The sequence below is a fragment of the Bradyrhizobium sp. B117 genome (assembly GCF_038969555.1).
Classification (GTDB): domain Bacteria; phylum Pseudomonadota; class Alphaproteobacteria; order Rhizobiales; family Xanthobacteraceae; genus Bradyrhizobium.
This window is the reverse complement of record NZ_CP152414.1, coordinates 8961591-8985190: the sequence shown is the minus strand read 5'-3', so window position 1 is coordinate 8985190 and position 23600 is coordinate 8961591. Positions and strand designations below refer to the sequence as shown.

At 64.9% G+C, this 23600-nt stretch carries 19 protein-coding genes; 17 read left to right on the top strand and 2 right to left on the bottom strand.

The features are described from left to right. Window positions 1-231: 231 nt before the first annotated feature. From AAFG16_RS42725 to AAFG16_RS42705, 5 genes are all read left to right on the top strand, one after another. A complete protein-coding gene (locus tag AAFG16_RS42725) occupies window positions 232-528 on the top strand; it encodes a (2Fe-2S)-binding protein (RefSeq protein WP_283082183.1) in 297 nt (98 codons plus the stop codon). Continuing rightward, a complete protein-coding gene (locus tag AAFG16_RS42720) occupies window positions 525-1943 on the top strand; it encodes an FAD-dependent oxidoreductase (RefSeq protein WP_342734966.1) in 1419 nt (472 codons plus the stop codon). The genes AAFG16_RS42725 and AAFG16_RS42720 overlap by 4 nt, the downstream gene beginning before the upstream one ends. Beyond that, window positions 1940-3061, top strand: coding sequence for an FAD-dependent oxidoreductase (locus tag AAFG16_RS42715; RefSeq protein ID WP_342734964.1), 1122 nt, complete (start codon window positions 1940-1942; stop codon window positions 3059-3061). The genes AAFG16_RS42720 and AAFG16_RS42715 overlap by 4 nt, the downstream gene beginning before the upstream one ends. 14 nt (window positions 3062-3075) lie before the next feature. Next, the gene (locus AAFG16_RS42710; protein ID WP_018317734.1) at window positions 3076-3423 is read left to right on the top strand and encodes a RidA family protein; all 348 of its coding nucleotides are present in this window, start codon (window positions 3076-3078) and stop codon (window positions 3421-3423) included. Window positions 3424-3688: 265 nt separating this feature from the next. Then, window positions 3689-5305, top strand: a complete 1617-nt coding sequence (locus AAFG16_RS42705) for an ABC-F family ATP-binding cassette domain-containing protein (RefSeq protein ID WP_342734961.1) — start codon at window positions 3689-3691, stop codon at window positions 5303-5305. 146 nt (window positions 5306-5451) lie between these two features. Here AAFG16_RS42705 and AAFG16_RS42700 read toward each other — a convergent pair whose 3' ends face one another. Then, entirely contained in the window at window positions 5452-6786 is a 1335-nt protein-coding gene (locus AAFG16_RS42700; protein ID WP_283082179.1) for a dicarboxylate/amino acid:cation symporter, read from the bottom strand. Between the two features lie 156 nt (window positions 6787-6942). On the opposite strand from AAFG16_RS42700, the gene AAFG16_RS42695 reads away from it, so the two are divergent. Together AAFG16_RS42695 and AAFG16_RS42690 are read left to right on the top strand one after the other, a co-directional pair. Beyond that, a complete protein-coding gene (locus AAFG16_RS42695) occupies window positions 6943-8262 on the top strand; it encodes a solute carrier family 23 protein (protein ID WP_283082178.1) in 1320 nt (439 codons plus the stop codon). A gap of 73 nt (window positions 8263-8335) precedes the next feature. Beyond that, window positions 8336-9172 (top strand): glucose 1-dehydrogenase, encoded by an 837-nt coding sequence (locus AAFG16_RS42690; protein WP_342734957.1) that lies wholly within the window; start codon window positions 8336-8338, stop codon window positions 9170-9172. Window positions 9173-9201: 29 nt separating this feature from the next. Here the strand turns inward: AAFG16_RS42690 and AAFG16_RS42685 are convergent, their stop codons facing one another. Further along, window positions 9202-10308, bottom strand: a complete 1107-nt coding sequence (locus AAFG16_RS42685; protein ID WP_342734955.1) for a LuxR C-terminal-related transcriptional regulator — start codon at window positions 10306-10308, stop codon at window positions 9202-9204. A gap of 648 nt (window positions 10309-10956) precedes the next feature. Between AAFG16_RS42685 and AAFG16_RS42680 the strand changes: the two genes are divergently transcribed. The 10 genes from AAFG16_RS42680 to AAFG16_RS42635 all read left to right on the top strand — a co-directional run bounded on the left by AAFG16_RS42680 (window position 10957) and on the right by AAFG16_RS42635 (window position 23587). Continuing rightward, window positions 10957-11949: a YadA-like family protein gene (locus AAFG16_RS42680; protein WP_283082175.1), complete on the top strand. Its 993-nt coding sequence runs from the start codon at window positions 10957-10959 to the stop codon at window positions 11947-11949. A 16-nt stretch (window positions 11950-11965) separates the two neighbouring features. After that, the gene (locus tag AAFG16_RS42675; RefSeq protein ID WP_342734954.1) at window positions 11966-12580 is read left to right on the top strand and encodes a hypothetical protein; all 615 of its coding nucleotides are present in this window, start codon (window positions 11966-11968) and stop codon (window positions 12578-12580) included. A 136-nt stretch (window positions 12581-12716) separates the two neighbouring features. Then, window positions 12717-13847: a helix-turn-helix transcriptional regulator gene (locus AAFG16_RS42670; RefSeq protein WP_342734953.1), complete on the top strand. Its 1131-nt coding sequence runs from the start codon at window positions 12717-12719 to the stop codon at window positions 13845-13847. Between the two features lie 37 nt (window positions 13848-13884). Continuing rightward, the gene (locus AAFG16_RS42665) at window positions 13885-14703 is read left to right on the top strand and encodes an NAD-dependent protein deacetylase (RefSeq protein WP_342734951.1); all 819 of its coding nucleotides are present in this window, start codon (window positions 13885-13887) and stop codon (window positions 14701-14703) included. Between the two features lie 140 nt (window positions 14704-14843). After that, window positions 14844-16928 (top strand): hydantoinase/oxoprolinase family protein, encoded by a 2085-nt coding sequence (locus tag AAFG16_RS42660; protein WP_342734949.1) that lies wholly within the window; start codon window positions 14844-14846, stop codon window positions 16926-16928. Between the two features lie 2 nt (window positions 16929-16930). Continuing rightward, a complete protein-coding gene (locus AAFG16_RS42655; RefSeq protein ID WP_342734947.1) occupies window positions 16931-18589 on the top strand; it encodes a hydantoinase B/oxoprolinase family protein in 1659 nt (552 codons plus the stop codon). 34 nt (window positions 18590-18623) lie between these two features. Then, entirely contained in the window at window positions 18624-19622 is a 999-nt protein-coding gene (locus tag AAFG16_RS42650) for a TRAP transporter substrate-binding protein (protein ID WP_342734945.1), read from the top strand. A gap of 10 nt (window positions 19623-19632) precedes the next feature. Continuing rightward, window positions 19633-20226 carry a TRAP transporter small permease gene (locus AAFG16_RS42645; RefSeq protein WP_283082168.1) on the top strand — a complete coding sequence of 198 codons (594 nt, stop codon included), beginning with the start codon at window positions 19633-19635 and terminating at the stop codon, window positions 20224-20226. Between the two features lie 31 nt (window positions 20227-20257). After that, entirely contained in the window at window positions 20258-21562 is a 1305-nt protein-coding gene (locus AAFG16_RS42640) for a TRAP transporter large permease subunit (protein WP_342734942.1), read from the top strand. A 306-nt stretch (window positions 21563-21868) separates the two neighbouring features. Next, window positions 21869-23587 carry a PQQ-binding-like beta-propeller repeat protein gene (locus tag AAFG16_RS42635; RefSeq protein WP_342741069.1) on the top strand — a complete coding sequence of 573 codons (1719 nt, stop codon included), beginning with the start codon at window positions 21869-21871 and terminating at the stop codon, window positions 23585-23587. The last annotated feature ends 13 nt before the right edge of the window (window positions 23588-23600 follow it).

Sequence of the window (23600 nt, the reverse complement as noted above, 5' to 3'; positions counted from 1 at the left end):
TGAATCGATGGCGGCCAGGAACTCGGATGACCTCTCCCATAGGGAGAGGTCGGAGCGCATCGTAAGATGCGGTCCGGGTGAGGGGTTACGGCCTCACCTCGTGCTGCGGCCCCTCACCCGGATTGCTTCGCAATCCGACCTCTCCCCGTCGGGGAGAGGTGAAGCGATAGCGGCGGCTCCTGATTTTCCCACGCTCCATCGAGTTTAGAAAAGGAGCCAAGAGGCATCCCCATGTTCAAGAGATCCGAACAGGACAAGCGTCCACAGGTGCAGATCTTAGTCGACGGCGTCGCCGTCGCGGCGCGCCAAGGCGACACCGTCTCTGCCGCGCTGCTGGCCTCTGGTGTTGACGCACGGCGCTCCACTGCGGTCAGCGGCGCGCCGCGTCTTCCCTACTGCATGATGGGCGTGTGCTTCGACTGCCTCGTCACCATCGACGGCGTCGGCAACCGCCAGGGCTGCCTCGTGCCCGTCGCCGAGGGCATGCAGATCGAGATCCAGAAGGGCAAGCGGGAGATCGGACGATGACTGTGGCTCCCAAGCGCGAAGACTACGACGTCGTGGTGATCGGTGCCGGCCCTGCTGGCCTCGCCGCGGCCGCGACCGCCGCTGAAGCAGGTCTTTCGACGCTGCTGCTCGACGAGAATATCGGCCCCGGTGGGCAGGTGTTCCGTGCCATCTCCTCGACGCCGGTGACCGACCGCAGTCAGCTTGGCGCCGACTATTGGGTCGGTGCAGATCTCGTGCAGTCGCTGCGCGCGAGCAATGCCGAGGTGATCCATCGCGCCACGGTCTGGAGTCTCGACCGCAATCTCGAGATCGCCGTCTCGATCGGCGGCGCGTCAGCCTTCGTCAAGGCAAAGCGCGTGATCCTTGCGACCGGTGCGCTGGAGCGGCCGTTCCCGATTCCCGGCTGGACGCTGCCGGGCGTGATGACCGCGGGTGCGGCGCAGACCATGCTGAAATCGTCGGCGCTGGTGCCCGATGGCCGCACCGTGATCGCCGGGCAGGGGCCGCTGCTCTGGCTGCTCGGCGCACAGATCCTCCGCCTCGGCGGCCGCATCGACCGCATTCTCGATACCACCGAGCGCGGCAACTATTTCGCAGCGCTGCCGCACGCCTTCGCCTTCCTGACCTCGCCCTATTTCGCCAAGGGCCTGTCGATGATGCGCGAGGTGAAGGCGAAGGTGCAGGTCGTCTCCGGCGTCACCGAGCTTGCTGCGGCCGGGGATGGCCAGCTCGCGAGCGTCAGCTACGTCGCTGGCGGCAAGCGCGAAACGATCCCTGTCGATCTGTTGCTGCTGCATCAGGGTGTGGTGCCCAACGTCAATCTGGCGATGGCGGCCGGTGTCGAACATCGCTGGGACGATCTGCAACTGTGCTGGTCGCCGGTGCTGGACGCGAGCGGCAATTCATCGGTCGCAGGCATTGCGATTGCCGGTGACGGCGCCGGCATTGGCGGTGCCAATGCCGCCGTGGTCCGCGGCCGCATCGCGGCCCGCGCGGCGGTGGACGCATTGGCGCCCGCGGCCGCGGCGAAGCTCCCCGCGACGGCAACGCTCCGCGCCGATCTCGCCAAGGCCGAACGTGGCCGCGTCTTCCTCGACACGCTGTTCCGCCCGTCATCGCAATTCCGGATTCCCTCCGGCGACACCATCGTCTGCCGCTGCGAGGAGGTCACCGCCAAGGACGTTCTCGATTCCGTCGCGATCGGCGCGACCGGGCCGAACCAGCTCAAGGCCTATCGTCGCACCGGCATGGGTCCCTGCCAGGGCCGGCTCTGCGGCCTCACCGTCACCGAGCTGATGGCGCAGGCGCGCGGCAAGACCCCGCAGGAGATCGGCTATTACCGGCTGCGTGCGCCGGTGAAGCCGATCACGCTCGCCGAGCTCGCCGCCGTCCCGAAGAGCGAGGCCGACGTCAAGGCCGTGGTGCGCGGATGAGCCACAACGTGGATGCGATCGTCGTCGGCGGCGGCATCCACGGATGCTCGACGACGCTGCATCTGTGCCTCGCCGGCCTGAAGCCGGTGCTGATCGAGAAGGACTATGCCGGCCGCCATGCCTCCGGCGTCAATGCCGGCGGCGTGCGCCAGCTCGCGCGACACATTCCCGAAATTCCGCTGTCGATCCGCTCGATGGGAATTTGGGAGAAGATCAACGATCTCCTCGACGACGATTGCAGCTTCGAGAGCTATGGCCAGGTGCTCGTCGCCGAGAACGAGGAGGAGCTCGCCGTCTGCCGCGCGCGCGTCGCCGAGCTCAACGCGCTCGGTTTCACCCATGAAGAGCTGATCGACGCGGCCGAGCTGCGGCGCCTCGTGCCGGCCGTTGCCGAGACCTGTCCCGGCGGCGTGGTTTCGCGCCGCGACGGCGCGGCCAATCCGGCGCAGACGACGACCGCATTCCGGCGCAAGGCCCAGCAACTCGGCGCGACCGTGCGCGAAGGGGTGGCCGCCAGCAACATCCGCTACAACGACGGCCTCTGGCATGTCGATGTGGGTTCGGAGAGCTTTGCCGCTCCGGTATTGGTCAATGCCGCCGGCGCCTGGGCCGGCAAGATCGCGGCGGATCTGGGAGAGCCGGTGCCGGTCGAGACCGTGGCGCCGATGCTGATGATCACATCGCGCGTGCCGCACTTCATCGACCCCGTCGTGATCCTGCGTGGCCGAAAGCTCTCCTTCAAGCAGTTCAAGAACGGCACCGTGCTGATCGGCGGCGGCCATCTCGCGACGCCCGACCAGGACCGCAACGAGACGGTGCTGGACTGGAAGAGCCTTGCGACCAGCGCGCAGACCGTGTTCGAACTGTTCCCGGTGATGCGCCGCGCGACGATCGTGCGTGCCTGGGCCGGTATCGAAGCAAAGATGAAGGACGATATCCCGGTATTCGGGCCGAGCTCCCGCCACAGGGGGCTCTATCACCAGTTCGGCTTCTCGCTGCACGGTTTCCAGCTCGGCCCCGGCGCCGGCGCCGTGATGGCGGAGCTGATCGTCAATGGCGGCACGCAGACCCGCGTCAGCGATCTCGGCATCGACCGCTTCCATCCTTCCACGCTCTAGCCAAAGAGGACTTCATGAGCATCACCCGCAGCATCCGCACGCCCATCATGCACCGCGCCGTCGAGGCCAATGGCTTCGTCTTCCTCGGCGGCACCATCGCCGACGACACCTCGGTCTCGATGGGTGAGCAGACCCGCAACATCCTCGGCAAGATCGCCGGCTATCTGAAGGAGGCCGGCACCGACAAGTCGCGCGTCGTCAGCGCCTCGATCTTCGTCACGGACCTCTCGAAGAAGAAGGAGATGGACGCGGCCTGGACCGAGTTCTTCGGCGACAATCTGCCGACCCGCGCCACCGTCGGCGTCGCCGATCTCGGCGGCAGTGCGCTGATCGAGGTGGTGGTCACCGCGCTCAAGGGCTGATCGCAACCTTCCTAAAGCATGATCCGGAAAAGCGCGAAGCGGTTTTCCGGAAAGATCATGCGTAAACAACAACCTAAAGCGCGATGACGATTCATCCAAATCTCATCGCGCTTTAGGAGGGACGTCAGCGCCCGGCGCTGCCGTCCCCGCGACTTGATCTCGCCCGATTGCGAGGCTAGTAAGAGACTTCATCGATCAGGATATTCGAAAGCCATGGATTTCACCCCGACCGCAAAGCCCATCCGCCTTGCTCACGGGGAATTCCATGCCTGCTTCAATCATCCTGTCGAACCTGTCGCTGTCCACGCCTGACGGCCGTTCTCTTCTCTCCAGCATCGATCTGACATTCGCGGCCGAGCGGACCGGTCTCGTCGGCCGCAACGGCGTCGGAAAAACGACGCTGCTTGCCTCGATCTCCGGGGATCATGTTCCCCAGTCCGGGCGTGTCCTGACCAAGGGCAGCATCGGCTTGCTGCGACAGGACGTGCAGGTCCTTGCGAGCGCGACCGTGGCCGATCTGTTCGGTGTGCGGCAGGCACTGGAGCTGCTGCGCCGTGCCGAGCGGGGTGATGCTTCTGCCGACGAAATTGCTGCGATCGACTGGACGCTCGAAGCGCGGCTCGAGGCCGCACTGGCGCGCGTCGGGTTCGATCCATCTCCCGATACGGAGCTGTCCTGCCTGTCCGGCGGCCAGATCACGCGGGTTCGTCTCGCCGCGCTGTTGTTTGCCGAGCCCGACTTCCTCCTGCTGGACGAGCCGACCAACAATCTCGATCGGGACGGACGCAAGGCCGTGACCGATCTCCTCGCCGCCTGGCGCGGCGGTGCGATCGTCGTCAGCCACGATCGGGATTTGCTTGAAACCATGGATGCGATCGTTGAGCTGACGTCGCTGGGCGCCACGCGATACGGCGGCAACTGGAGCAGTTTCCGCGCACAGAAGGCCGTCGAGCTGGCGGCAGCGAGGCACGACCTCGCGCACGCCGAAAGGCGTCTGTCCGAGATCGATGGCAAGGCGCAGGAAGCTGCGGAGAGGAAGGCGCGCAGGGATAGCGGCGGCCGGAAGAAGGGCGCGAAGGGAGACATGCCGCGGATACTCGCCGGCGCGCGCCAGGACCGCAGTGAGGATAGCGGCGGCAGGAATGCGCAAATCGCCGAGCGGCGGCGCGTGGAGGCCGTTGAGGCCGTCGACACGGCACGCCGGCGCATCGAGATTCTTCAGCCGCTGTCCGTCAAATTGCCGGCGACGAACCTGCCGGCGGGCAGGGAGGTGCTTTCGCTCGACCGCATCAGCGCCGGCTACCGGCCGGAGCAGCCGGTTTTGCGCGATCTCTCATTTGCCATCGTCGGGCCGGAACGGGCCGCGCTGGTCGGGCCGAACGGCTCCGGCAAGACGACGCTGCTGAGAGTCATCGCCGGCGAGCTGCGCCCGTTATCGGGCGCCGTGCGGATCAGGCCGGACGTCGCGTTGCTCGACCAGAAGGTCAGCCTGCTCGATCCCTCGCTCTCCATCCTGGAGAATTTCGGGCGCCTCAATCCGAAGGCCGGCACGAACGAGTGCCATGCCGCCCTGGCACGCTTCATGTTTCGCGCCGACGCGGCTTTGCAGATCGTTGGAAACCTGAGCGGCGGACAGCTGCTTCGCGCGGGACTTGCTTGCGTGCTTGACGGGGTGACGCCACCGTCCCTGCTGATCCTGGACGAGCCGACCAATCATCTCGACATCGAGTCCATCGAAGCTGTCGAAGCAGGCTTGAGAGCCTATGACGGCGCGTTGCTCGTCGTCAGTCACGATGAGGCCTTCTTGCAGGCGATCGGGATCACGCGGCGGCTTGACCTCGCGGGCGAGCGTGAATCCAGGCGCCCGTCATTCGACCAATAAAAACCCGACGCCCTGCCCCCAGCGCGTCGGGTGGAAAATGAGTATCAATCAGTGATCCCAACGCCACTGTTGTGACGCGCGCCGTGACCTTTTTCTACTCCGGGAAACTACCGCGTCGGAGCAGGGGCGAGCCCGCCCAGTGCGGCCTACGATGCCGCGCTGCCGCCCGGCTCCAGCGCCTCGCCGATCTCCAGCGGATGGGCCATGGTCTCGTGCAGCGCTTCGCGGTCGAGCTCGCCTTCGGAGATGCTGATGACGACGCAGGCGACGCCGTTGCCGATCAGATTGGTCAGCGCGCGGCACTCGCTCATGAACTTGTCGATGCCGACCAGGATCGCGATCGACTGGATCGGGATGTCAGGCACGATCGAGAGCGTCGCTGCAAGCGTGATGAAGCCGGCGCCGGTCACGCCCGAGGCGCCCTTCGAGGTGATCATGGCGATGCCAAGAATGCCGAGCTCCTGCCAGATCGTCAGATGGGTGTTGGTCGCCTGCGCCAGGAACAGCGTCGCCAGCGTCATGTAGATGTTGGTGCCGTCCAGGTTGAAGCTGTAGCCGGTCGGAATCACGAGGCCGACCACCGAGCGCGAGGCGCCGAGATGCTCCATCTTCTGGATCATCTGCGGCAGCACCGTCTCGGAGGACGAGGTGCCGAGCACGATCAGGAGCTCGTCCTTGATATAGGCGATGAAGCGCAGGATCGAGAAACCGGCGAGGCGGGCGATCGAGCCCAGCACGATCAGCACGAACAGGATGCTGGTGAGATAGAACGTGCCGATCAGGGCGGCGAGGTTGAGCAGCGAGCCGAGGCCGTAGGCGCCGACGGTGAAGGCCATCGCGCCGAAGGCGCCGATCGGCGCCACGCGCACGATGATGCGGATGATGCCGAAGAACATCTTCGCCGCCTTGTCGATCGCCTCGGCGATGGGCTCGCCGGCCTTGCCGAGGAAGGCGATGGCGAAGCCCGAGAGGATCGAGATCAGCAGCACCTGGAGCAGGTCGCCGCGCGCGATCGCGCCGACATAGCTGTCGGGAATGATCGCCATCAGATGGGCGACGATGCCCTCTTCCTTGGCCTTGGTGACGTAGGTCGCCACCGATTTCGGATCGATCGACGCCGGGTCGATGTTGAAGCCGTGGCCGGGCTGGAGGATCTCGCCGACCAGGAGGCCGACGGCGAGCGCGACGGTCGAGACCGTCTCGAAATAGATCAGCGACTTCAGCCCGACCCGGCCGACCCGCTTGAGGTCGCCCATCGAGGAGATGCCGTGCACCACGGTGCAGAAGATCACCGGCGCGATCATCATCTTGATCAGCGCGATGAAACCGTCGCCGAGCGGCTTCAAGGCCTTGCCGAGATCGGGATAGAAATAGCCGATCAGCACCCCGAGCACGATCGCGATCAGCACCTGGACGTAGAGGATCTTGTACCAGGGCTGATGCCGGCGATGGACGGCTGGCTGGATCGCGACTTGTGTCATATTGTGGGCCCCGGGACGCATTGATTTTGCAAGATTTGAGTCGGGCAAGATTTGAATCTTGTATGTCCTGCATCATGTGATGGGCGCCGCAGAAGCGACAATCACATTTTTGTCGGATCGCACGAAGATCAGTCGCTGCACCGCAACGGGGGGAACATGACAACGACGGCAAGCTCGGACGAGCAAGGGCAGGGCTATTTCCCGCGCTGGAAACTCAAGACCTCGGGCGTGATCATGCCCGAGGAGCGGCTGTCATGGGGGCAGACCGTCGTCTCCGGTCTCCAGCATTGCGTAGCGATGTCGGGTTCGACGATCATCGCACCGCTGCTGATGGGTTTCGATCCCAATGTTGCGATCCTGTTCTCCGGCATCGGCACGCTGATCTTCTTCGTCATCGTCGCGGGGCGCGTGCCGAGTTATCTCGGCTCGAGCTTCGCGTTCATCGCCGTCGTCCTTGCCGCCACCGGCTATGCCGGCCATGGGCCGAACCCGAATATCTCCGTTGCGCTGGGCGGCATCGTCGGCGCCGGCGTGCTCTATGGCGTGATCGCGCTGATCGTGATGTGGTCGGGCGTCGGCTGGCTCGAGCGCCTGATGCCGCCGGCCGTCACCGGCGCCGTGGTCGCCGCGATCGGCCTCAACCTCGCGCCCGTGGCGGTCAAGGCGGTGAGCGCTGGCGCATTCGACACCTGGATCGGCCTTGCGACCGTGCTGATGATTGGCGTGGTGGCCGTGGCCGCGCCGGGCCTGTGGCGCCGTCTGCCGATCATCCTCGGGGCGATCGGCGGATATCTCTTGTACCTGCTGTTCGCGAACGGTCTCGGCTTCGGCAAGCCGATCGATTTTGCGCAACTTGCGGCCGCGCCGTGGATCGGCCTGCCGAGCTTCACCACGCCGACGTTCCAGGCCGATGCGATCTTCCTGATCGCGCCGGTCGCGGTCATCCTCGTCGCCGAGAACCTCGGTCACATCAAGGCCGTGGGCGCCATGACGGGCCGGAGCCTCGATGCCTATCTCGGCCGCGCCTTGTTCGCCGACAGCCTTGCGACGATCGTCGCGGCCTGCGGCGGCGGCACCGGCGTCACCACCTATGCCGAGAACATCGGTGTCATGGCGGCGACGAAGGTCTATTCGACCTTGCTGTTTGCGTTCGCGGCCACGGTGTCGATCCTGCTCGGCTTCTCGCCGAAATTCGGCGCGCTGATCCTGTCGATCCCGGGCCCCGTCATTGGCGGCCTCTCGATCGTGCTGTTCGGCTTGATCGCGGCGATGGCCGGGCGGATCTGGGTCGAGAACAAGGTCGACTTTGCAAATCCGGCGAATCTGATCACCGTTGCCGTGGCGCTGACCGCGGGCGCCGGCGACCTCACGCTGAAATTCGGCGCTTTCACGATCGGCGGCATCGGCACTGCGACCTTCGGCGCCATCATCCTCTACCAGATCCTGACCTCGCCCCTCGCGCGCCGCGCGGAATGAATCCCAGAGATGCGCTGACGGGATGGAACAAAAAGCCTGTTCCATCCATGATGAAGCATCCCGGAGAAAGCTCATGCCACAGACCGACCGCTCAACCCCTTTTGCTTCGCGCCTCGTCGGCCAATACGCGCTGGTGACCGGCGCCTCGCAAGGCATCGGCCGCGCCGTCGCCGTCCGGCTCGCCCAGGAGGGCGCGACTGTCGCCATCAATTATGCCGACCATCCCGAAAAGGCTGAAGAGTCGCTGGCGCTGGCACGAACGGCTTCGAGCGACCGCGGTCACGGCAAGCTCGATCATATCGTCGTCAAGGCCGACGTCAGCAACGAGCAGGAGGTCGCTGCGATGTTCGAGACGGTTTTGGCGCGCTTCAAGCGCCTCGACTGTCTGGTCAACAATGCCGGCTTCCAACGGGAATCGCCGAGCGAAGCGCTCGACATCGACACCTATCGCCGCATCATCGACGTCAATCTCAACGGCGCCGTGCTCTGCGCGCAGAAGGCGCTCGCGCATTTCGTCGCGCGCGGTGGCGGCGGCAGCATCATCAACTGCTCCAGCGTTCACCAGATCATTCCCAAGCCCGGCTATCTCGCTTATTCGATCAGCAAGGGCGGCATGGCCAATCTGACGCGCACGCTGGCGCTGGAATTCGCCGGCCGCGGCATCCGCGTCAACGCGGTCGGTCCCGGTGCGATCGACACGCCGATCAACGCGGCCTGGACCGGCGATCCCGAAAAGCGCGGCGTCGTCACCAGCCACATTCCGCTCGGCCGGGTCGGCACGCCGGAGGAGATTGCCGCCGTGTTCGCCTTCCTCGCCTCGGATGAAGCGAGCTACATCACCGGGCAGACCATCTACGCCTGCGGTGGGCTGACGCTGTTTCCGGAGTTTCGCGAGAACTGGGCAAGCTAATGCGTGGGCGGACCAGCTTCCGCTGAAGATCAATCGGTCGCCGGCCGTTCGAAGCCGGCAATCAGCTTTACCAGTTCGCTCTGCCGCGCGGTTCCGGTCTTGCGGAAAACGTTATGCAGGTGGGTTTTCACCGTCGCCTGCGACAATCCGAGGAGATCGGCCAAAGCCTGCACACCGCTCACCTTCATGATGCCGTCGAGCACGCGGATTTCGCTGGCTGTGAGGCTGTACAGCTTTCCCAGCGCTTCCAGCGGCGGCGGGCTGGCCGGCGATGTCTTGCGAACGAACACCGCCGCCACCGCCGAATGCAGCGCGCCGGCCCGCTGGCGGTCGCCTGCCGTCAGAGGCAAGACATGCGCGAACCAGCGGCGCGAGGGCGAATCCGAAAGCGGTATCGCTGCGCCACGGCTTCCAGCCGCCAGGTCGCCGCTCTCGGCCGCGACGACGAGCTCACGGAGCATGCGCTGTGCGTCGGGCGCGACCGCCGCCAACGCTCCTCGCCGCTCCAGCAGCAGCGCGCCCTCGTCGAGCATGGTGCGCGCCAGCTCGTTCACAAAGACGATCCGGCCGTTCAGCCCCAACAGGAAGATGGCGGCCTCGACATTGTCGAGCGTTTCGGTGAGGACCGCCTGTGCCGTCTTGCGCTGGTCGAACAGCCGGCCAATCGCGACCGCGCGCTGAAAATGCGGCACGAGCAGTGCCGCCCGCTGCCTCACCGCGTCGTCGACGATCCCGTGGGTTTCGTCCCTGCGGATATTGAGCACGGAAGAGCTCGTCGTACCCTTTTCCAGGTTGACGCAGACGACATCGGTGATCCCCTGCGGCTGGACCCACTCCCGGTGGAAGCGTGTATCGAAGAGCTCTGCTTCGGGAACGATGTCGGTCGGCGTGTAGATCAATCCGGATTCGATGAAGGTTGCGGCTGGGAATACGGGATTCATCGGCATGTATTTCTCGAAATACAGCCGCGTGTAGTGCGGATCGTCGTTGAAGAGATGCAGCGCGGCCGAACTTTCGCTGGCGACATCATGCCAATACAGCACGGCCGAAGAGCCGCCGACGAAATTGCAGGAGCGCTCCAGCACCCGCAGCCACAAGGTCGGATCAAGTGCCGCGTCGTAGATATCGCCGATCAAATCCGAGAGCGTCGAGGCTTCAGACGTCACGGCCAACCCAAACTGTATCGAACATGCATTCCCGGTATTCTCGGCATTTGCGCCTGACTGCGGCAGCAAACAGCCCACCGCAGATCGCTTGCACGACTATTGCAGAATGTATTTGAAGTTCAAGGCGGCGCGATCGTGATTATTGGAATGTCGGAGCTTCCCGCCATCTCTTGGCGATTATGCGGATGATCGATGCTTTCCGATGCCATTCAGCAACACTCCGAAAAAAGGAAGATGCCGCCGGCCAAGTTCAACCGAACGGTTGATGTCCGGCCTATTGCCCTGGCCCACAGTCGCGCTCGGTCGCCGGTTGGAAGCTGCGGCGTCGTGGAGTTGTGAGCGCAAATGCCTCGTCCTTTTCATCATGGCCCTGTCAGATCTGTCGCGAGCGATGCTCGAATCTTAAGCATCGCGATCGCCGCGATAGCGTTTGTCGCGGCTGTGGCGCTCGCCGGTTCGGCCTCGGCCCAACAGACTTGCGGCAGCGGAGTTGCAATCGCTACGCGCGATCTCGCGTGTGGTAACGGCGCAGTCGCTAACGGCACGTCCGGCGGCACCGGTGTAGGCGCGACGGCGATCGGCACCGCCGCCGGCGCGATTGCAGCCGGAGCCACTTCGGTGGGAGATGCCGCAGGCATAGGGAGCACCATCGGCACCACGAGTATCGGCGCAAACGCCAATACCAGTCTGTTTCCAGTCGGTCAGTACAGCACCGCGATCGGCTCCGGGGTGATCACCGGAGGCGTAAACTACGCGCCCATGTCGAGAGGAAACTATAGCGTCGCGATCGGGGCTGGCGGCGACGGAACGGCCGGCACGGGCGCGCAATCCAACGGCGACAAATCGATTGCGATCGGCCTTAGCAGCACCGCGGCGGCGGTGTCCTCGACGGCCATTGGGAGCGGAGCCACCGCCAGCGCCACGAACGCCGTCGCCCTGGGCAACACGGTCACCGCGTCAGGCACCAATTCCTTCGCGGCGGGCAATAACTCCCATGCCACCGGGGCGAGTGCCGTCGCGATCGGCGATGGTGCCACCGCCGGAACCGGCGCGAATGCAATTGCAATCGGGACCAACGCCACCGCGAGCCTTGCGAACTCCACCGCTATCGGATCCGGCGCCACCGCGACAACGGCGAATCAGATGGCGATCGGCACGGCGACCAACACCTATCGTATGGCCGGTGTGGCGTCCGCAGCGAGCCTCGCCGCGCAGACCGGACCGGTCTCCTTCGTGACCACCGACGCGGCCGGCAATCTCGCGACGTCGAGCTTCAATCCGGCGAGCATCAACTCGCTGCAATCGCAGTTCACATCGCTGCAATCCCAGATGACATCGTTGCAGTCGCAGGTGATGGACAATCGGCTGGAGGCGCGTAGCGGCACGGCAGTGGCGCTCGCGGCCGGCTCGATGCCGGCGCTGCAACCGGGCCGCAAATTCGCGCTCTCCGCCGGCTACGGCAATTTCGAGGGCGCCAACGCGTTTGCGCTCGGTGCCACCGCGCTGCTCTATGACGGCAAGAGCTATGCGGTCATCGCCAATGCCGGCGGCGGCATCGGGCTCGAGCGCAACGTTGCCGGTGGCCGCGGTGCCGTGTCGATCCAGTGGTAGCCGGAACGCCTTGCTCATGACGCTGCGTTGGCCGAGTGCAGGCCCTGGTCTTCTGATGATCGGGCTCCTGCTCCTGGGGGCCGTGACGACATCTGCGCAGCAGACCCCGTCGCAGCCGCACCAGGCGGCGCCACAGCAGCAGGCGGCCAAGCCCGCCAACATCGACCGCAACGGCGTGCTGATGCTGGTCCGCTCGACGCTGCTCGCGCTCGATCACGCCAACAAGACCGGGAATTATACCGTGCTGCGCGATCTCGGCGCGCCGGGCTTCCAGGTCAACACCGCAGCAAAACTTGCGGAGATCTTCGCCAAGCAGCGCGGCGACAAGCTCGATCTCTCTGGCGTGACCGTCATCGATCCGCAATTGTCGTTGTTGCCGCAGATCGAGCCGAACGGAATGCTGCACATGGCAGGATTTTTCCCGTCGGTGCCCTCGCAGGTGAATTTCGAACTGCTGTTCGCACCGGTCGAAGGACAATGGCGCGTGTTCGGCGTGTCGCTGTTGGTCGGCCAGACCGCGCCGGTTGCGCCCGAGCCGCCGGAGAGCAAGGCCGTCGCCTCGCAGAAGCAGGCTGCGCCGTCGAAGCCGGTGGGGCCTTCGAGACAGCCCGCTCCGACTGCGACGCAATGAGGGCCGGATGCGGCTTGCACGAGGATCAAGCAAGGCGATCGCCCTGCGACGTTTTGCTTTCGTCGCAAAACTTATGGTAGCGTGGTACTGAAGGCGCAAATGCCCTGCATGTCGTTTGGAATGATGAAGGTTGGTCGTGGCGTCTGAATCCGCTTTGCTGTCGGAGCTGATCGGTCTTGTCTACGACGCCGCGCTTGATCCCACCCTGTGGCCGCGTGCTCTGGAGCAGACGTGCCGGTTCGTGGGCGGTTCTTCAGGAAACCTGTTCTGGCACGACGCGGCGACCGAAGAGTCCGCGGTGCTGCGTCTCTTCAACGACGAACCGCACTACACCAAGCTCTATTTCGAGAAATACATTCCTCTAAATCCGTGTTTTCCAGCGGCCGCTTTCTGCGACGCCGGTCACGTCTATGGATCCACCGATCTCGTCCCGTTCGACGAGATGGTGGAGACACGCTTCTACGAAGAATGGATGAAGCCGCAGGGCATCATCGACCTCGTCGCTGCCAATCTTGAAAAGGGCGCGACCAGTTCGTCCATCATTGCCGTCCGCATGCATGAAAGCGATGGACTTGTCGATACGGACAACCGCCGCCGGCTTGGGTTGATCGTACCGCACTTCCAGCGCGCGGTATCGATTGGGCGGTTGTTCGATCAGAGCAAGTCCGCGCAGGCGGTCCTGACCCAAACACTCGACAACGTCTCGGCCGCCGTGTTCCTGGTCGGGCCCAACGGACGGCTCGTCTTCACCAACGCGCCGGGGCGCGCGGTGCTGGACGAGGCCGCACTGCTCACCGAAAGAAACGGACTGTTGTTCGCCGTTGCACCCGATGCGCAACGCGCGCTGCGCGAAGCGTGTCTCGCCGCCGAGAACGGCAACGCGGCAATGGACGGTGGCGGCCCGATTCCGCTCGCGACCTTGCAAGGGGGCTGGTTCGCCAATGTCCTGCCGCTGACCTCCGGCAACCGGCAGCGCACCGTCGCGCTGCATTCCGCGGTGGCTGCCGTCTTCGTCCGCAGGACCTCGCCGGCAAGCCCGCCGCCGCTGGAGGCGTTGGCAAAGATGTATAAACTCACGGCCAGCGAGATCCGCGTGATCGACGCGGTGATGAAGGTGAGCGGGGTGAAAGCTCTGGCGGAGGCCCTCGGGCTGACGCAGGCCACCGTCAAGACCCATCTCCACAACGTCTTCCGCAAGACCGGCACCGCCCGGCAGAGCGAGCTCGTCAAGCTGATTGCCGGGTTCGAGCCGCCGGCGCGGGAGTGATCTGGCAAAACCGGCCGGCGCAGACTACATCTGCGCCATGACAATCCCTCCGGCAAATTCCCCGCTCGAAGATTTCGTCGGCCGGCACGACAATCTGTTCGTGCTGACCGGCGCCGGCTGTAGCACCAATTCGGGCATTCCCGACTACCGCGACAGCCATGGCAATTGGAAGCGGACCCAGCCGGTCAATTTCCAGGCCTTCATGTCGGAGGAGCACACGCGCCAGCGCTACTGGGCGCGAAGCATGATCGGTTGGCGCCGGTTCGGCCAGGCGAAGCCGAACGATGCGCATCATGCGCTGGCCCGGCTCGAGGCGAGCGGCCGCTGCGGCATGCTGCTGACCCAGAATGTCGACCGGCTGCATCAATCCGCCGGCCACCGGCAGGTGATCGACCTGCACGGCCGGCTCGACCTCGTCCGCTGCATGGGTTGCGGGGCGAAGACGCAGCGCAGCGAATTCCAGGACAGGCTCGGCCGCGTCAATGCCGAATGGCTGACGCTCGATGCCGCCGATGCGCCCGATGGCGATGCCGACCTGGAGCACGCGAACTTTTCGTCGTTCAGCGTGCCTCCTTGTGAGGCCTGCGGCGGCATCCTCAAGCCCGACGTGGTGTTCTTCGGCGAGAACGTCCCCCGCGACATCGTCGCCACCGCGCAGGATCATCTGGCGCAGGCCGACGCCATGCTGATCGTCGGCTCCTCGCTGATGGTCTATTCCGGCTTCCGCTTCGTGCAGGCGGCAGCGCAGCGCAACATTCCGATCGCCGCCGTCAATCTCGGCCGCACCCGCGCCGACGATCTGCTGACGCTCAAGGTCGAGGAGCGCTGCGAAGCGGCGCTTGCATTCCTGCTCTGATCGCGCAGGCGGCGAACATGCCTTGCCTATTGCATAGGTGCCAAGCAGAATAGCCGGGCGCGGCGTTCTCCTCGTCGTCCATGGCATGGAAATTGCTGCGCTTTTGGCCCACTCTTGACGATCAGCCGGAGAAGTTTGGAATGCTTGAAGGAGCCGAGGTGCGGCTTGCCGTTGATATCGGCGGCACGTTCACCGACATCGTGCTGGACGTGGGGCAGGATCGCAAGACGCGCAAGGTGCTGACGACGCCGCAGCGGCCCGAGCAGGCGGTGCTGGAGGGCATGCGGCTTATTCTCACTGACGCGCGCGCCCATATCAGCGACATCGACGTCTTCATTCACGGCACGACGCTGGCGACCAACGCCATCATCGAGCGGCGCGGCGCCAGGACGGCGCTGATCGCGACCGACGGCTTTCGCGACGTGCTCGATATCGGCACCGAGAGCCGCTACGATCAGTATGATCTCTCAATCGACAAGCCGAAGCCGCTGGCGCCGCGTTCGCTGCGTTTCACTGTCCCCGAGCGTATTGACGCCCATGGCGTCGTCCGCCTCCCGCTGGACGAAGCGGCCGTGCGCGCACTCGCGCCGAAATTGCGCGAGCAAGGCGTCCAGAGCGTCGCGATCGCGTTCCTCCACTCCTATGCCAATCCCGAGCACGAGCGCCGCGCCGCCGCGATCATCAGCGAAGAGATGCCAGGCATCTCCGTGACGGTGTCTTCTGCCGTTTGCCCGGAAATCCGCGAATATGAGCGCACCTCGACCGCGGTCGCCAACGCCTATGTGCAGCCGTTGATCGACGGCTATCTCGCCCGCATGGCCGATGCCTTGCAGGTCGAGCAGTTCCGCGGTGCCATCTATCTCGTGACGTCAGGCGGCGGCGTCACCTCGATCGAGACGGCGCGGCGCTTTCCGGTGCGCCTCGTCGAATCCGGCCCGGCCGGCGGCGCCATCTTCGCGGCGCAGATCGCGGCGCGTCTTGGCGAGAGCAAGGTGCTCTCCTTCGACATGGGCGGCACCACCGCGAAGATCTGCCTGATCGAAAAGTACCAGCCCGAGACCTCGCGCGTGTTCGAAGTCGACCGCGCGGCGCGCTTCCTGAAGGGCTCGGGCCTGCCGGTGCGCATTCCCGTGATCGAGATGGTCGAGATCGGCGCCGGTGGCGGCTCGATCGCGCATATCGACGCGATGAAGCGTGTCACCGTCGGCCCGGAGAGCGCCTCGTCGGAGCCGGGCCCTGCCTGCTACGGCCGCGGCGGCCAGCGTCCGGCCGTGACGGACGCGGACGTTGCGCTCGGCATGATCGATCCCGATGCCTTTGCGGCCGGCACGATCAAGCTCGATCCCGAGCTGTCGAAGCAGGCGCTGCTGCGCGACGTCGGCGCGCCGCTCGGCCTTTCCGCGGAGACCGCGGCCTATGCCGTGCACGAGGTCGTCTGCGAAAACATGGCGAGCGCGGCGCGCGTGCATGCGGTCGAGCGCGGCGAGATCGTCGGCCAGCACACGCTGATCGCCTTTGGCGGCGCGGCGCCGCTGCATGCGGCGCGCGTTGCCGAGAAGATCGGCGTCTCCCGCGTGATCGTGCCGTCGAATGCCGGCGTCGGATCAGCCGTCGGTTTCCTTGCGGCGCCCATCGCCTATGAGCTGGTCCGCAGCCGCCATGTCCGGCTCGACGATTTCGACACCGAAGCGGTCTCCGACCTCTTGCAGGAGATGGTGAGCGAAGCCCGCGCGCTGGTCGAGCCCGGCGCGGCGGGTGCGCCGGTGCGCGAGCGCCGCGCCGCCTTCATGCGCTATGTCGGCCAGGGCCACGAGATCAGCGTCGAACTGCCGAACCGGCCGCTGACGTCAGCCGACCTCGCCGGCCTGCGCCAGAAGTTCGAGGCGGATTATGCCGCGATGTTCGAGCGCCCGATCCCGGGCGCAGCGATCGAGGTGTTGAGCTGGTCGGTGCTCGCAACCACTGAAGCGCGCAATCCGCCGCCCGTTGCAGCCGTCGCGCGCAAGTCCGCAGCCAAGGCGTCCGGCAGTCGGAAATTCTTCGACGGCCGCGCCGGCGAGGTGATCGAGATCCCGCTCTATCGCCGCGAGGACATGGCGCCGGGCGCGACCATCGCGGGCCCTGCCGTAATCGCGGAGGACGAGACCTCCACCTTCGTCTCCACCAGTTTTGACGCCCATATCGACGGTGCCGGCAGCATCGTCATGGAACGGAAGGCGGCCTGATCATGAGCAAGGCAAATGGCGCGAGCCTGATCGACCTTCAGATCATGTGGCACCGGCTGATCGCCGTGGTCGAGGAGCAGGCCCAGGTGCTGCTCCGCACCGCCTTCAGCCCGATCGTGCGCGAATGCGGCGACCTCTCGGCCGGCGTGTTCGACCTCAGGGGACGCATGCTGGCGCAGGCGGTGACGGGCACGCCCGGCCACGTCAACTCGATGGCGGAATCGGTCAAGCACTTCATCGCGCATTTCCCGCTGGAGACGATGAAGGAGGGCGACGCCTACATCACCAACGACCCCTGGATGGGCACCGGCCATCTCAACGACTTCGTCGTCACCACGCCCTGCTTCAAGGACGGCAAGATCGTCGCGCTGTTCTCCTGCACCAGCCATCTCATGGACATCGGCGGCATCGGCTTCGGCCCTGATGCCACCGACGTATTCATGGAGGGGCTCTACATCCCCATGCTGAAGCTGATCGACCAGGGCGTCGTCAACGAGACGCTGATGGCGATGATCCGCACCAACACGCGGCTGCCGATCGATACCGAGGGCGACACCTATTCGCTCGCCGGCTGCAACGATGTCGGCTGCGAGCGGCTGGTCGAGATGATGACCGAGTTCGGCATCGACACGCTCGACGCACTCGGCGACTACATCTGCGACCGCTCGCGCGAGGCCGTGCTGGCCGAGATTGCAAAACTGCCGAAGGGAAGCTGGCGCAACACCATGGTGGTCGACGGTTATGACGCGCCGGTCACGCTCGCTGCGACGCTGACGATCTCGGATCAAGGCATTCACGTCGATTTCGACGGTACCTCGGCGGCATCGAAATTCGGCATCAACGTCCCCTTGTCCTACACCACGGCCTACACCGTGTTCGGCCTCGGCTGCGTCGTCGCCTCGCAGATTCCGAACAATGCCGGCTCGCTCTCGCCGCTGACGGTGTCGGCGCCATCAGGCGCGATCCTCAATGCGCCGAAGCCCGCGCCGGTCGCCTCGCGCCACATCATCGGCCAGATGCTGCCCGACGTGGTGTTCGGCAGCCTGCGCCAGATCATCCCCGAACGCGTGCCGGCGGAAGGCACGTCCTGCCTGTGGAATCTCAACGTGCGCGGCCAGACCCGCTCCGGCGTCGGCGGCAACTATGGGTTCTCGATGGCGGTGACCTCCAACGGCGGCACCGGCGCGCGGTTCGGCAAGGACGGCCTCTCCGCCACCGCCTATCCCAGCGGCGTGCGCGGCACGCCGGTCGAGATCGCGGAAACGCAGACGCCTTTGATCTTCTGGCGCAAGGAGCTGCGTCCGGATTCCGGCGGGGCAGGGCGCACCCGCGGCGGCCTCGGCCAGATCATCGAGGTCGGCAGCGGCGTCGATGCGCCGTTCGACATCCTCGCCGCGTTCGACCGGATCGATCATCCGCCGCGGGGGCGCGACGGCGGCAAGAACGGCGAGGCAGGCTATGTGGGCCTCAAGTCCGGCAAGAAGCTGCGTGGCAAAGGCTTTCAGCAGGTGCCGCCGGACGACCGCTTGGTGGTGATGACGCCCGGGGGCGCCGGCATCGGTGCGCCGACGATGCGCGATCGCGCCGCGGTCAAAGACGACATCGAAAGCGGTCTTGTGTCCGCGGACAATGCGGTTGCAGTTTATGGGTACGCGCGCTGATGCATCAGCGCGCTTGATAAACGGAGGGGGTTCGATGATCACGCGACGGAACTTCACCGCGGGCGCAGCCACGCTGCTGGCCGCCGGCCATATCTCGACCCGCGCGCGGGCGGCAACGACAAGCTGGGACATGTCGACGGTCTGGCCCGACGGCAATTTCCACACCCAGAACGCGATGGCGTTTGCGGAAGAGGTGAAGAAGCAGAGCGGCGGCTCGGTCGCCATCACCGTGAAGGCCGGCGGCCAGCTCGGCTTCAAGGGTCCCGAGCACCTGCGCGCCGTGCGCGACGGCCTCGTGCCGCTCGCCGACGTCCTCAACATCCAGCAGGTCGGCGACGAGCCCTTCATGGGCGTCGAGAGCATCCCCTTCCTGTGCGGCTCGATGGACGAGCTCAAGGTGCTGCACAAATATGTGCGGCCCGAATATGAGAAGGTCGCCGCGCGCAACAACCAGAAGATCCTCTACATCGTGCCGTGGCCGACGCAGTATCTGCATCTCAAGACCAAAGTCGCCGATGTCGAGGGCCTGAAGAACATCAAGATCCGCGTCCCCGACAAGAATGCGGTCGACATGCTGGCCGTCGTCGGCATGGCGCCGGTGATGATTCCCTGGGGCGAAACCATCCCTGCGCTGGCGTCGGGCGCAGTCTCCGGCGTGTCCACTTCGGCGGTGTCGGGCGTCGACGGCAAGTTCTGGGAGTTCCTGAAATACATCTATCCGACCAATCACGTCTGGTCGTCGCAGATGCTCACCGTCAATCTCGATTCCTGGAAGGCGCTCAGCGCCGATCAGCAGAAGCTCGTCGCCGATATCGCAGCGAAGATGGAGCCGGGCTTCTGGGCGAACTCGCTCAAGGCCGATGTCGACAGCCTCAACCGCCTCAAGGAGGGCGGCATGGAGGTGGTGCCGGTGTCTGACGCGATGATCACGGACATCCGCGCCAAGACCGCGCCGCAGCTCGATGCTTTCCTCAAGCGCGTGCCGGCGGCCGACAAGCCGGTGCGGGCCTATCTCGCCGAAATGAAGCGCTGAGGTCGAGCTCATGACCAGCGTTTCACCGGCGGCTCCGCAAAGTCTCAACGCGGCGGCGCCGGCGCCGCTGCGCATCCTGCTCGACGGCATCGACCGTCTTGGCCGGCTCGACGGCTGGATCGGTGGCGGTTGCCTGCTCACGCTGACGCTGTTGATGCTGTGCGAGGTTGCCACCCGCTTCCTCTCGAACTTCCTGCCGTTCTTCCCGCCGACCATCTCGATCGCCTGGGAATACTCCTCTTATCTGATGGCGGCATCCTTCACCTTCGGAGCCGCCATGACGCTCCGCGTTGGCGGCCACATCCGCGTCGTGCTGCTTCTGAAAAACGTGTCGCCCCCGCTGCAGCGGGCGATCGAGATCCTCTCGGCGGCGGCCGGTTTTGCCTTCATGGCATTCCTGACCTCGTCCATGGCGAAGTTCGCGTGGAGCGCCTATTTGCGCGGCCAGGTCTCGACCTCCAGCGATACGCCGCTGTGGTTTCCGGAAGCCGTCGTCACCTTCGGCATGCTGCTGCTCACGCTCCAGTTCCTGGCGCGCGCGATCCAGGCGGTGCTCGGCCTGCCACTGGAGGATCATCGCATGAAGGCCTCCCCCGTCGAATGACCGCCTTGCTCGCCACTGGATTCAAGATCGCATGACCATCGAAGTCGTTGCCCTGTTCGGGATTCTGTTCGCGCTGCTGGCGGGGGGCGTCTGGATCGGACTTACACTCGCGCTCACCGCGACGCTGCTGCTCGCGATGTTCCGCTCGATCCCGCTCGACAAGCTGCTGCCGCAATACGCCTGGAATATTTTGACCACGCAGGAGCTGCTGGCGCTGCCGCTGTTCATCCTGATGGGCGAATTGCTGTTTCGCACCCGCCTGTCGCGCTCGCTGTTCCAGGGACTTGCGCCCTGGGCCGGCCTTCTGCCCGGCCGATTGCTGCATGTGAACGTGATCGGCTGCACCATCTTCGCGGCGATCTCGGGCTCGTCGGCGGCGACCACGCAGGTGATCGGCCGCATGTCGCTCAACGAGCTCCTGCGCCGTGGCTATTCCCGTGACATCGCGATCGGGTCGCTCGCCGGCGCCGGCACGCTCGGCTTCCTGATCCCGCCGTCCAACATCATGATCATCTACGGCGTGCTCGGCGACGTTTCCATTCTCAAGCTCTTCACCGCCGGTGTGCTGCCCGGCCTGCTCCTGGCCGCGACCTTCATGGGCTGGGTGATGCTGCACACCTCGCTCAAGCCTGCGATGGTGCCGGAGACCGAAGCAAAGCTCTCGCAGGTGCCGTGGGGCGAACGCTTCGCCGCGCTGAAGGATCTCGCGCCGGCGCTGTTCCTGATCGCCTGCGTGCTCGGCTCGATGTATGGCGGACTCGCGACGCCCTCGGAGGCCGCCGCCGTCGGCGTGCTCGGTGCCGGGCTGGTCGCCTGGGCGCAAGGCTCGATGTCGCAGCAGGTCATGCGCGACGTGCTGATCGGCTCCGTCGTGACCTGCTCGATGATCGCGCTGATCGTGTTAGGGGCCTCGATCCTCGGCAACGCCGCGGCGTTCCTCGGCATTCCTCAGGCGGTGGCCGCCTTCGTCAAGGGCCTCGGCCTCTCGCCCTTCATGCTGATCGTGGTGCTGATCATCTTCTACCTGATCCTCGGCTGCTTCCTCGACGGCTTCTCGATGATCGTGATGACGCTGCCGATCGTGCTGCCGATCGTGAAGGGCGCCGGCTTCGACGAGATCTGGTTCGGCATCTTCCTGGTGCTCGCCGTCGAGATGGCGCAGATCACTCCGCCCGTCGGCTTCAACCTGTTCGTGATCCAGGGCCTGACCGAAGACGGCCTTGGCTACATCGCGCGCGTCACGTTGCCCTATCTCGTCATCATGATCGGTTTCGTGCTGCTGCTGACGCTGTGGCCCGGCATCGTCACGATCCTGCCGCGGGTGTTGTACGGATAGCCGTTTGCTCCCACGGAGATCGAACGGTCAGTGCTGCTGTCGTTTCCATTCGCCCTCTGCGCCAATTCGCCCCCCGCGCGCATTCCGTCTTTGCACGCCCCTGTAATCCGTCGTACGCTGTGCATGCAGACGTGCGACAGCAACCACGCCAGTGAACGCAGCTCCTTTAGCGATCGCCGAGGGAGAGGGAGATCTATTGGCAGTTCATCTCCGATGGAGAACAATCGACGCGTACTGAACTGCAAACATTCCTCGCAGCGGCGTTCACGAGACTCAATCAATAAACACAAGCGGGAGGAAGTGCATATGAGGAAGCAGTGGCTCAACTCGGGCCTACCTGTTCTCGCCGTTGCGGCATTTGCGGCATCGGCGGCGTTGGCCCAATCTGTGGATACGGCCCGTATCGAGGCCGCCGGCCAGAACGACTGGCTCACCTATCACGGTTCTTACAAGTCCCATCACTACAGCCCACTCGCGCAGATCAATGCGAACAACATCGGCAATCTGGGCGTCGCCTGGATGCACATTCCCGGGCGATCGACGCGCGGCCTGCAGTCAATGCCGCTCGTAGCCGATGGCGTACTCTACTATTCGGGTTCTTACAGCCGGGTCTTTGCGCTGAACGGCGCGACGGGCGAGGTCATCTGGTCGTTCTTTCCGGAACTCGATGAAGCGCTCATCAGCCGACAGACTCACTCGCCCTACAACCGCGGCGTGGCTCTTGGTGAAGGCAAAGTCTTCGTCGGTACGATGGATGGTCGTCTCTTCGGCCTCGATGCGAAGTCGGGAAAGGTTCTCTGGGAAACCAGGCTGATCGACTCGCAGAAGCTCACGGTCGGCTTCACCGGCGCACCGCTTTACGCGAAGGGCAGCGTGATCATCGGCTCGCAAGGCGGCGAATGGCCGGGTCGCGGCCCGATCTTCGCCGTCGATGCCACCACCGGCAAGAAGAAGTGGGAGTTCCTGACGGTCGCGGGCACCGACGAAGCCATGAAGACCTGGGGTAACGACTCCTGGCGCACTGGCGGTGGCGGCGGCTGGATGCCGGGCACCTACGACTCCGAGACCAACACCATCCTGTGGGGCACGGCGAACCCGGCGCCGCTCTACGACTGGTCGGGCGCCGACTACAAGACGCAAGGTGCGCGGCCCGGCGACAATCTCTATACGAGTTCGGTTATCGCTCTCGATATCGATACCGGAAAGCTGAAATCCTACCATCAGGAACTGCCGCACGACGCCTGGGACTTCGACAGCGCCGTCGGCGAGTTCGTGATGCTCGAGCGCGACGGCCAAAAATACGTGGTCCATCCGAACAAGGGCGGATTCGTGTTCGTCTACGACCGTAATCTCGGCGTGAAGAACGTCTGGCGTCTGGTTGAGAACATCAACTTCGTCAAGGATATCGATCCCAAGACAGGCGCGCTGATCGGCCGTCGCGATTTCCCCGTCGGGAAAGTCACTGAAGTGCCGCTCTGTCCGTTCATCGGCGGCGGCATCAGCTGGAATGCCGGGTCGTACAGCCCGAAGACCGGTCTCTACTACAAGCTCGGCCAGGAATGGTGCATGACGCTGGATATTCAGAAGACGACGCCGGTCACCGCGCCGCAGGTCCAGCTCAACATCGGGGCCGACTTCAAGATGGCGCCGCCTCCGAACGGCGAGATCTACGGACATCTGGACGCGCGTGACCCCATAACGGGAGCAAAGAAATGGGAGGTTCGCTACCCCGAGCCGCCGCTCGGGAGCGTGCTGTCGACCGCCGGCAATCTCGTGTTCGTGCCTGATTCCCGCGGTGTCCTTCACGCCTATGATGCCGAAACCGGGGCCGAGCTGTGGAAGCACAACAACGGTACCGGCCACCAGGGCGGCATCGTCAGCTACTCCGTGGGCGGCAAGCAATATATCGCCGTGGCCGCAGGCTTCGGCGGTATGCTGGCAGACGAATATGCGCCGAACTTCGGTGGCGTCTACAAGAGCATGCCGCGTGACGACGGCGCGCTCATCGTCTTCAGCCTGAAATAGGCCGCCTTGAACG

What these genes read in the sequence shown, in the direction of transcription:
- AAFG16_RS42725 (WP_283082183.1), top strand. Translation starts at nt 232, where the DNA reads ATGTTCAAGAGATCCGAACAGGACAAGCGTCCACAGGTGCAGATCTTA.
- AAFG16_RS42720 (WP_342734966.1), top strand. Translation starts at nt 525, where the DNA reads ATGACTGTGGCTCCCAAGCGCGAAGACTACGACGTCGTGGTGATCGGT.
- AAFG16_RS42715 (WP_342734964.1), top strand. Translation starts at nt 1,940, where the DNA reads ATGAGCCACAACGTGGATGCGATCGTCGTCGGCGGCGGCATCCACGGA.
- AAFG16_RS42710 (WP_018317734.1), top strand. Translation starts at nt 3,076, where the DNA reads ATGAGCATCACCCGCAGCATCCGCACGCCCATCATGCACCGCGCCGTC.
- AAFG16_RS42705 (WP_342734961.1), top strand. Translation starts at nt 3,689, where the DNA reads ATGCCTGCTTCAATCATCCTGTCGAACCTGTCGCTGTCCACGCCTGAC.
- AAFG16_RS42700 (WP_283082179.1), bottom strand. Translation starts at nt 6,786, where the DNA reads ATGACACAAGTCGCGATCCAGCCAGCCGTCCATCGCCGGCATCAGCCC.
- AAFG16_RS42695 (WP_283082178.1), top strand. Translation starts at nt 6,943, where the DNA reads ATGACAACGACGGCAAGCTCGGACGAGCAAGGGCAGGGCTATTTCCCG.
- AAFG16_RS42690 (WP_342734957.1), top strand. Translation starts at nt 8,336, where the DNA reads ATGCCACAGACCGACCGCTCAACCCCTTTTGCTTCGCGCCTCGTCGGC.
- AAFG16_RS42675 (WP_342734954.1), top strand. Translation starts at nt 11,966, where the DNA reads ATGACGCTGCGTTGGCCGAGTGCAGGCCCTGGTCTTCTGATGATCGGG.
- AAFG16_RS42665 (WP_342734951.1), top strand. Translation starts at nt 13,885, where the DNA reads ATGACAATCCCTCCGGCAAATTCCCCGCTCGAAGATTTCGTCGGCCGG.
- AAFG16_RS42660 (WP_342734949.1), top strand. Translation starts at nt 14,844, where the DNA reads ATGCTTGAAGGAGCCGAGGTGCGGCTTGCCGTTGATATCGGCGGCACG.
- AAFG16_RS42655 (WP_342734947.1), top strand. Translation starts at nt 16,931, where the DNA reads ATGAGCAAGGCAAATGGCGCGAGCCTGATCGACCTTCAGATCATGTGG.
- AAFG16_RS42650 (WP_342734945.1), top strand. Translation starts at nt 18,624, where the DNA reads ATGATCACGCGACGGAACTTCACCGCGGGCGCAGCCACGCTGCTGGCC.
- AAFG16_RS42645 (WP_283082168.1), top strand. Translation starts at nt 19,633, where the DNA reads ATGACCAGCGTTTCACCGGCGGCTCCGCAAAGTCTCAACGCGGCGGCG.
- AAFG16_RS42640 (WP_342734942.1), top strand. Translation starts at nt 20,258, where the DNA reads ATGACCATCGAAGTCGTTGCCCTGTTCGGGATTCTGTTCGCGCTGCTG.
- AAFG16_RS42635 (WP_342741069.1), top strand. Translation starts at nt 21,869, where the DNA reads ATGAGGAAGCAGTGGCTCAACTCGGGCCTACCTGTTCTCGCCGTTGCG.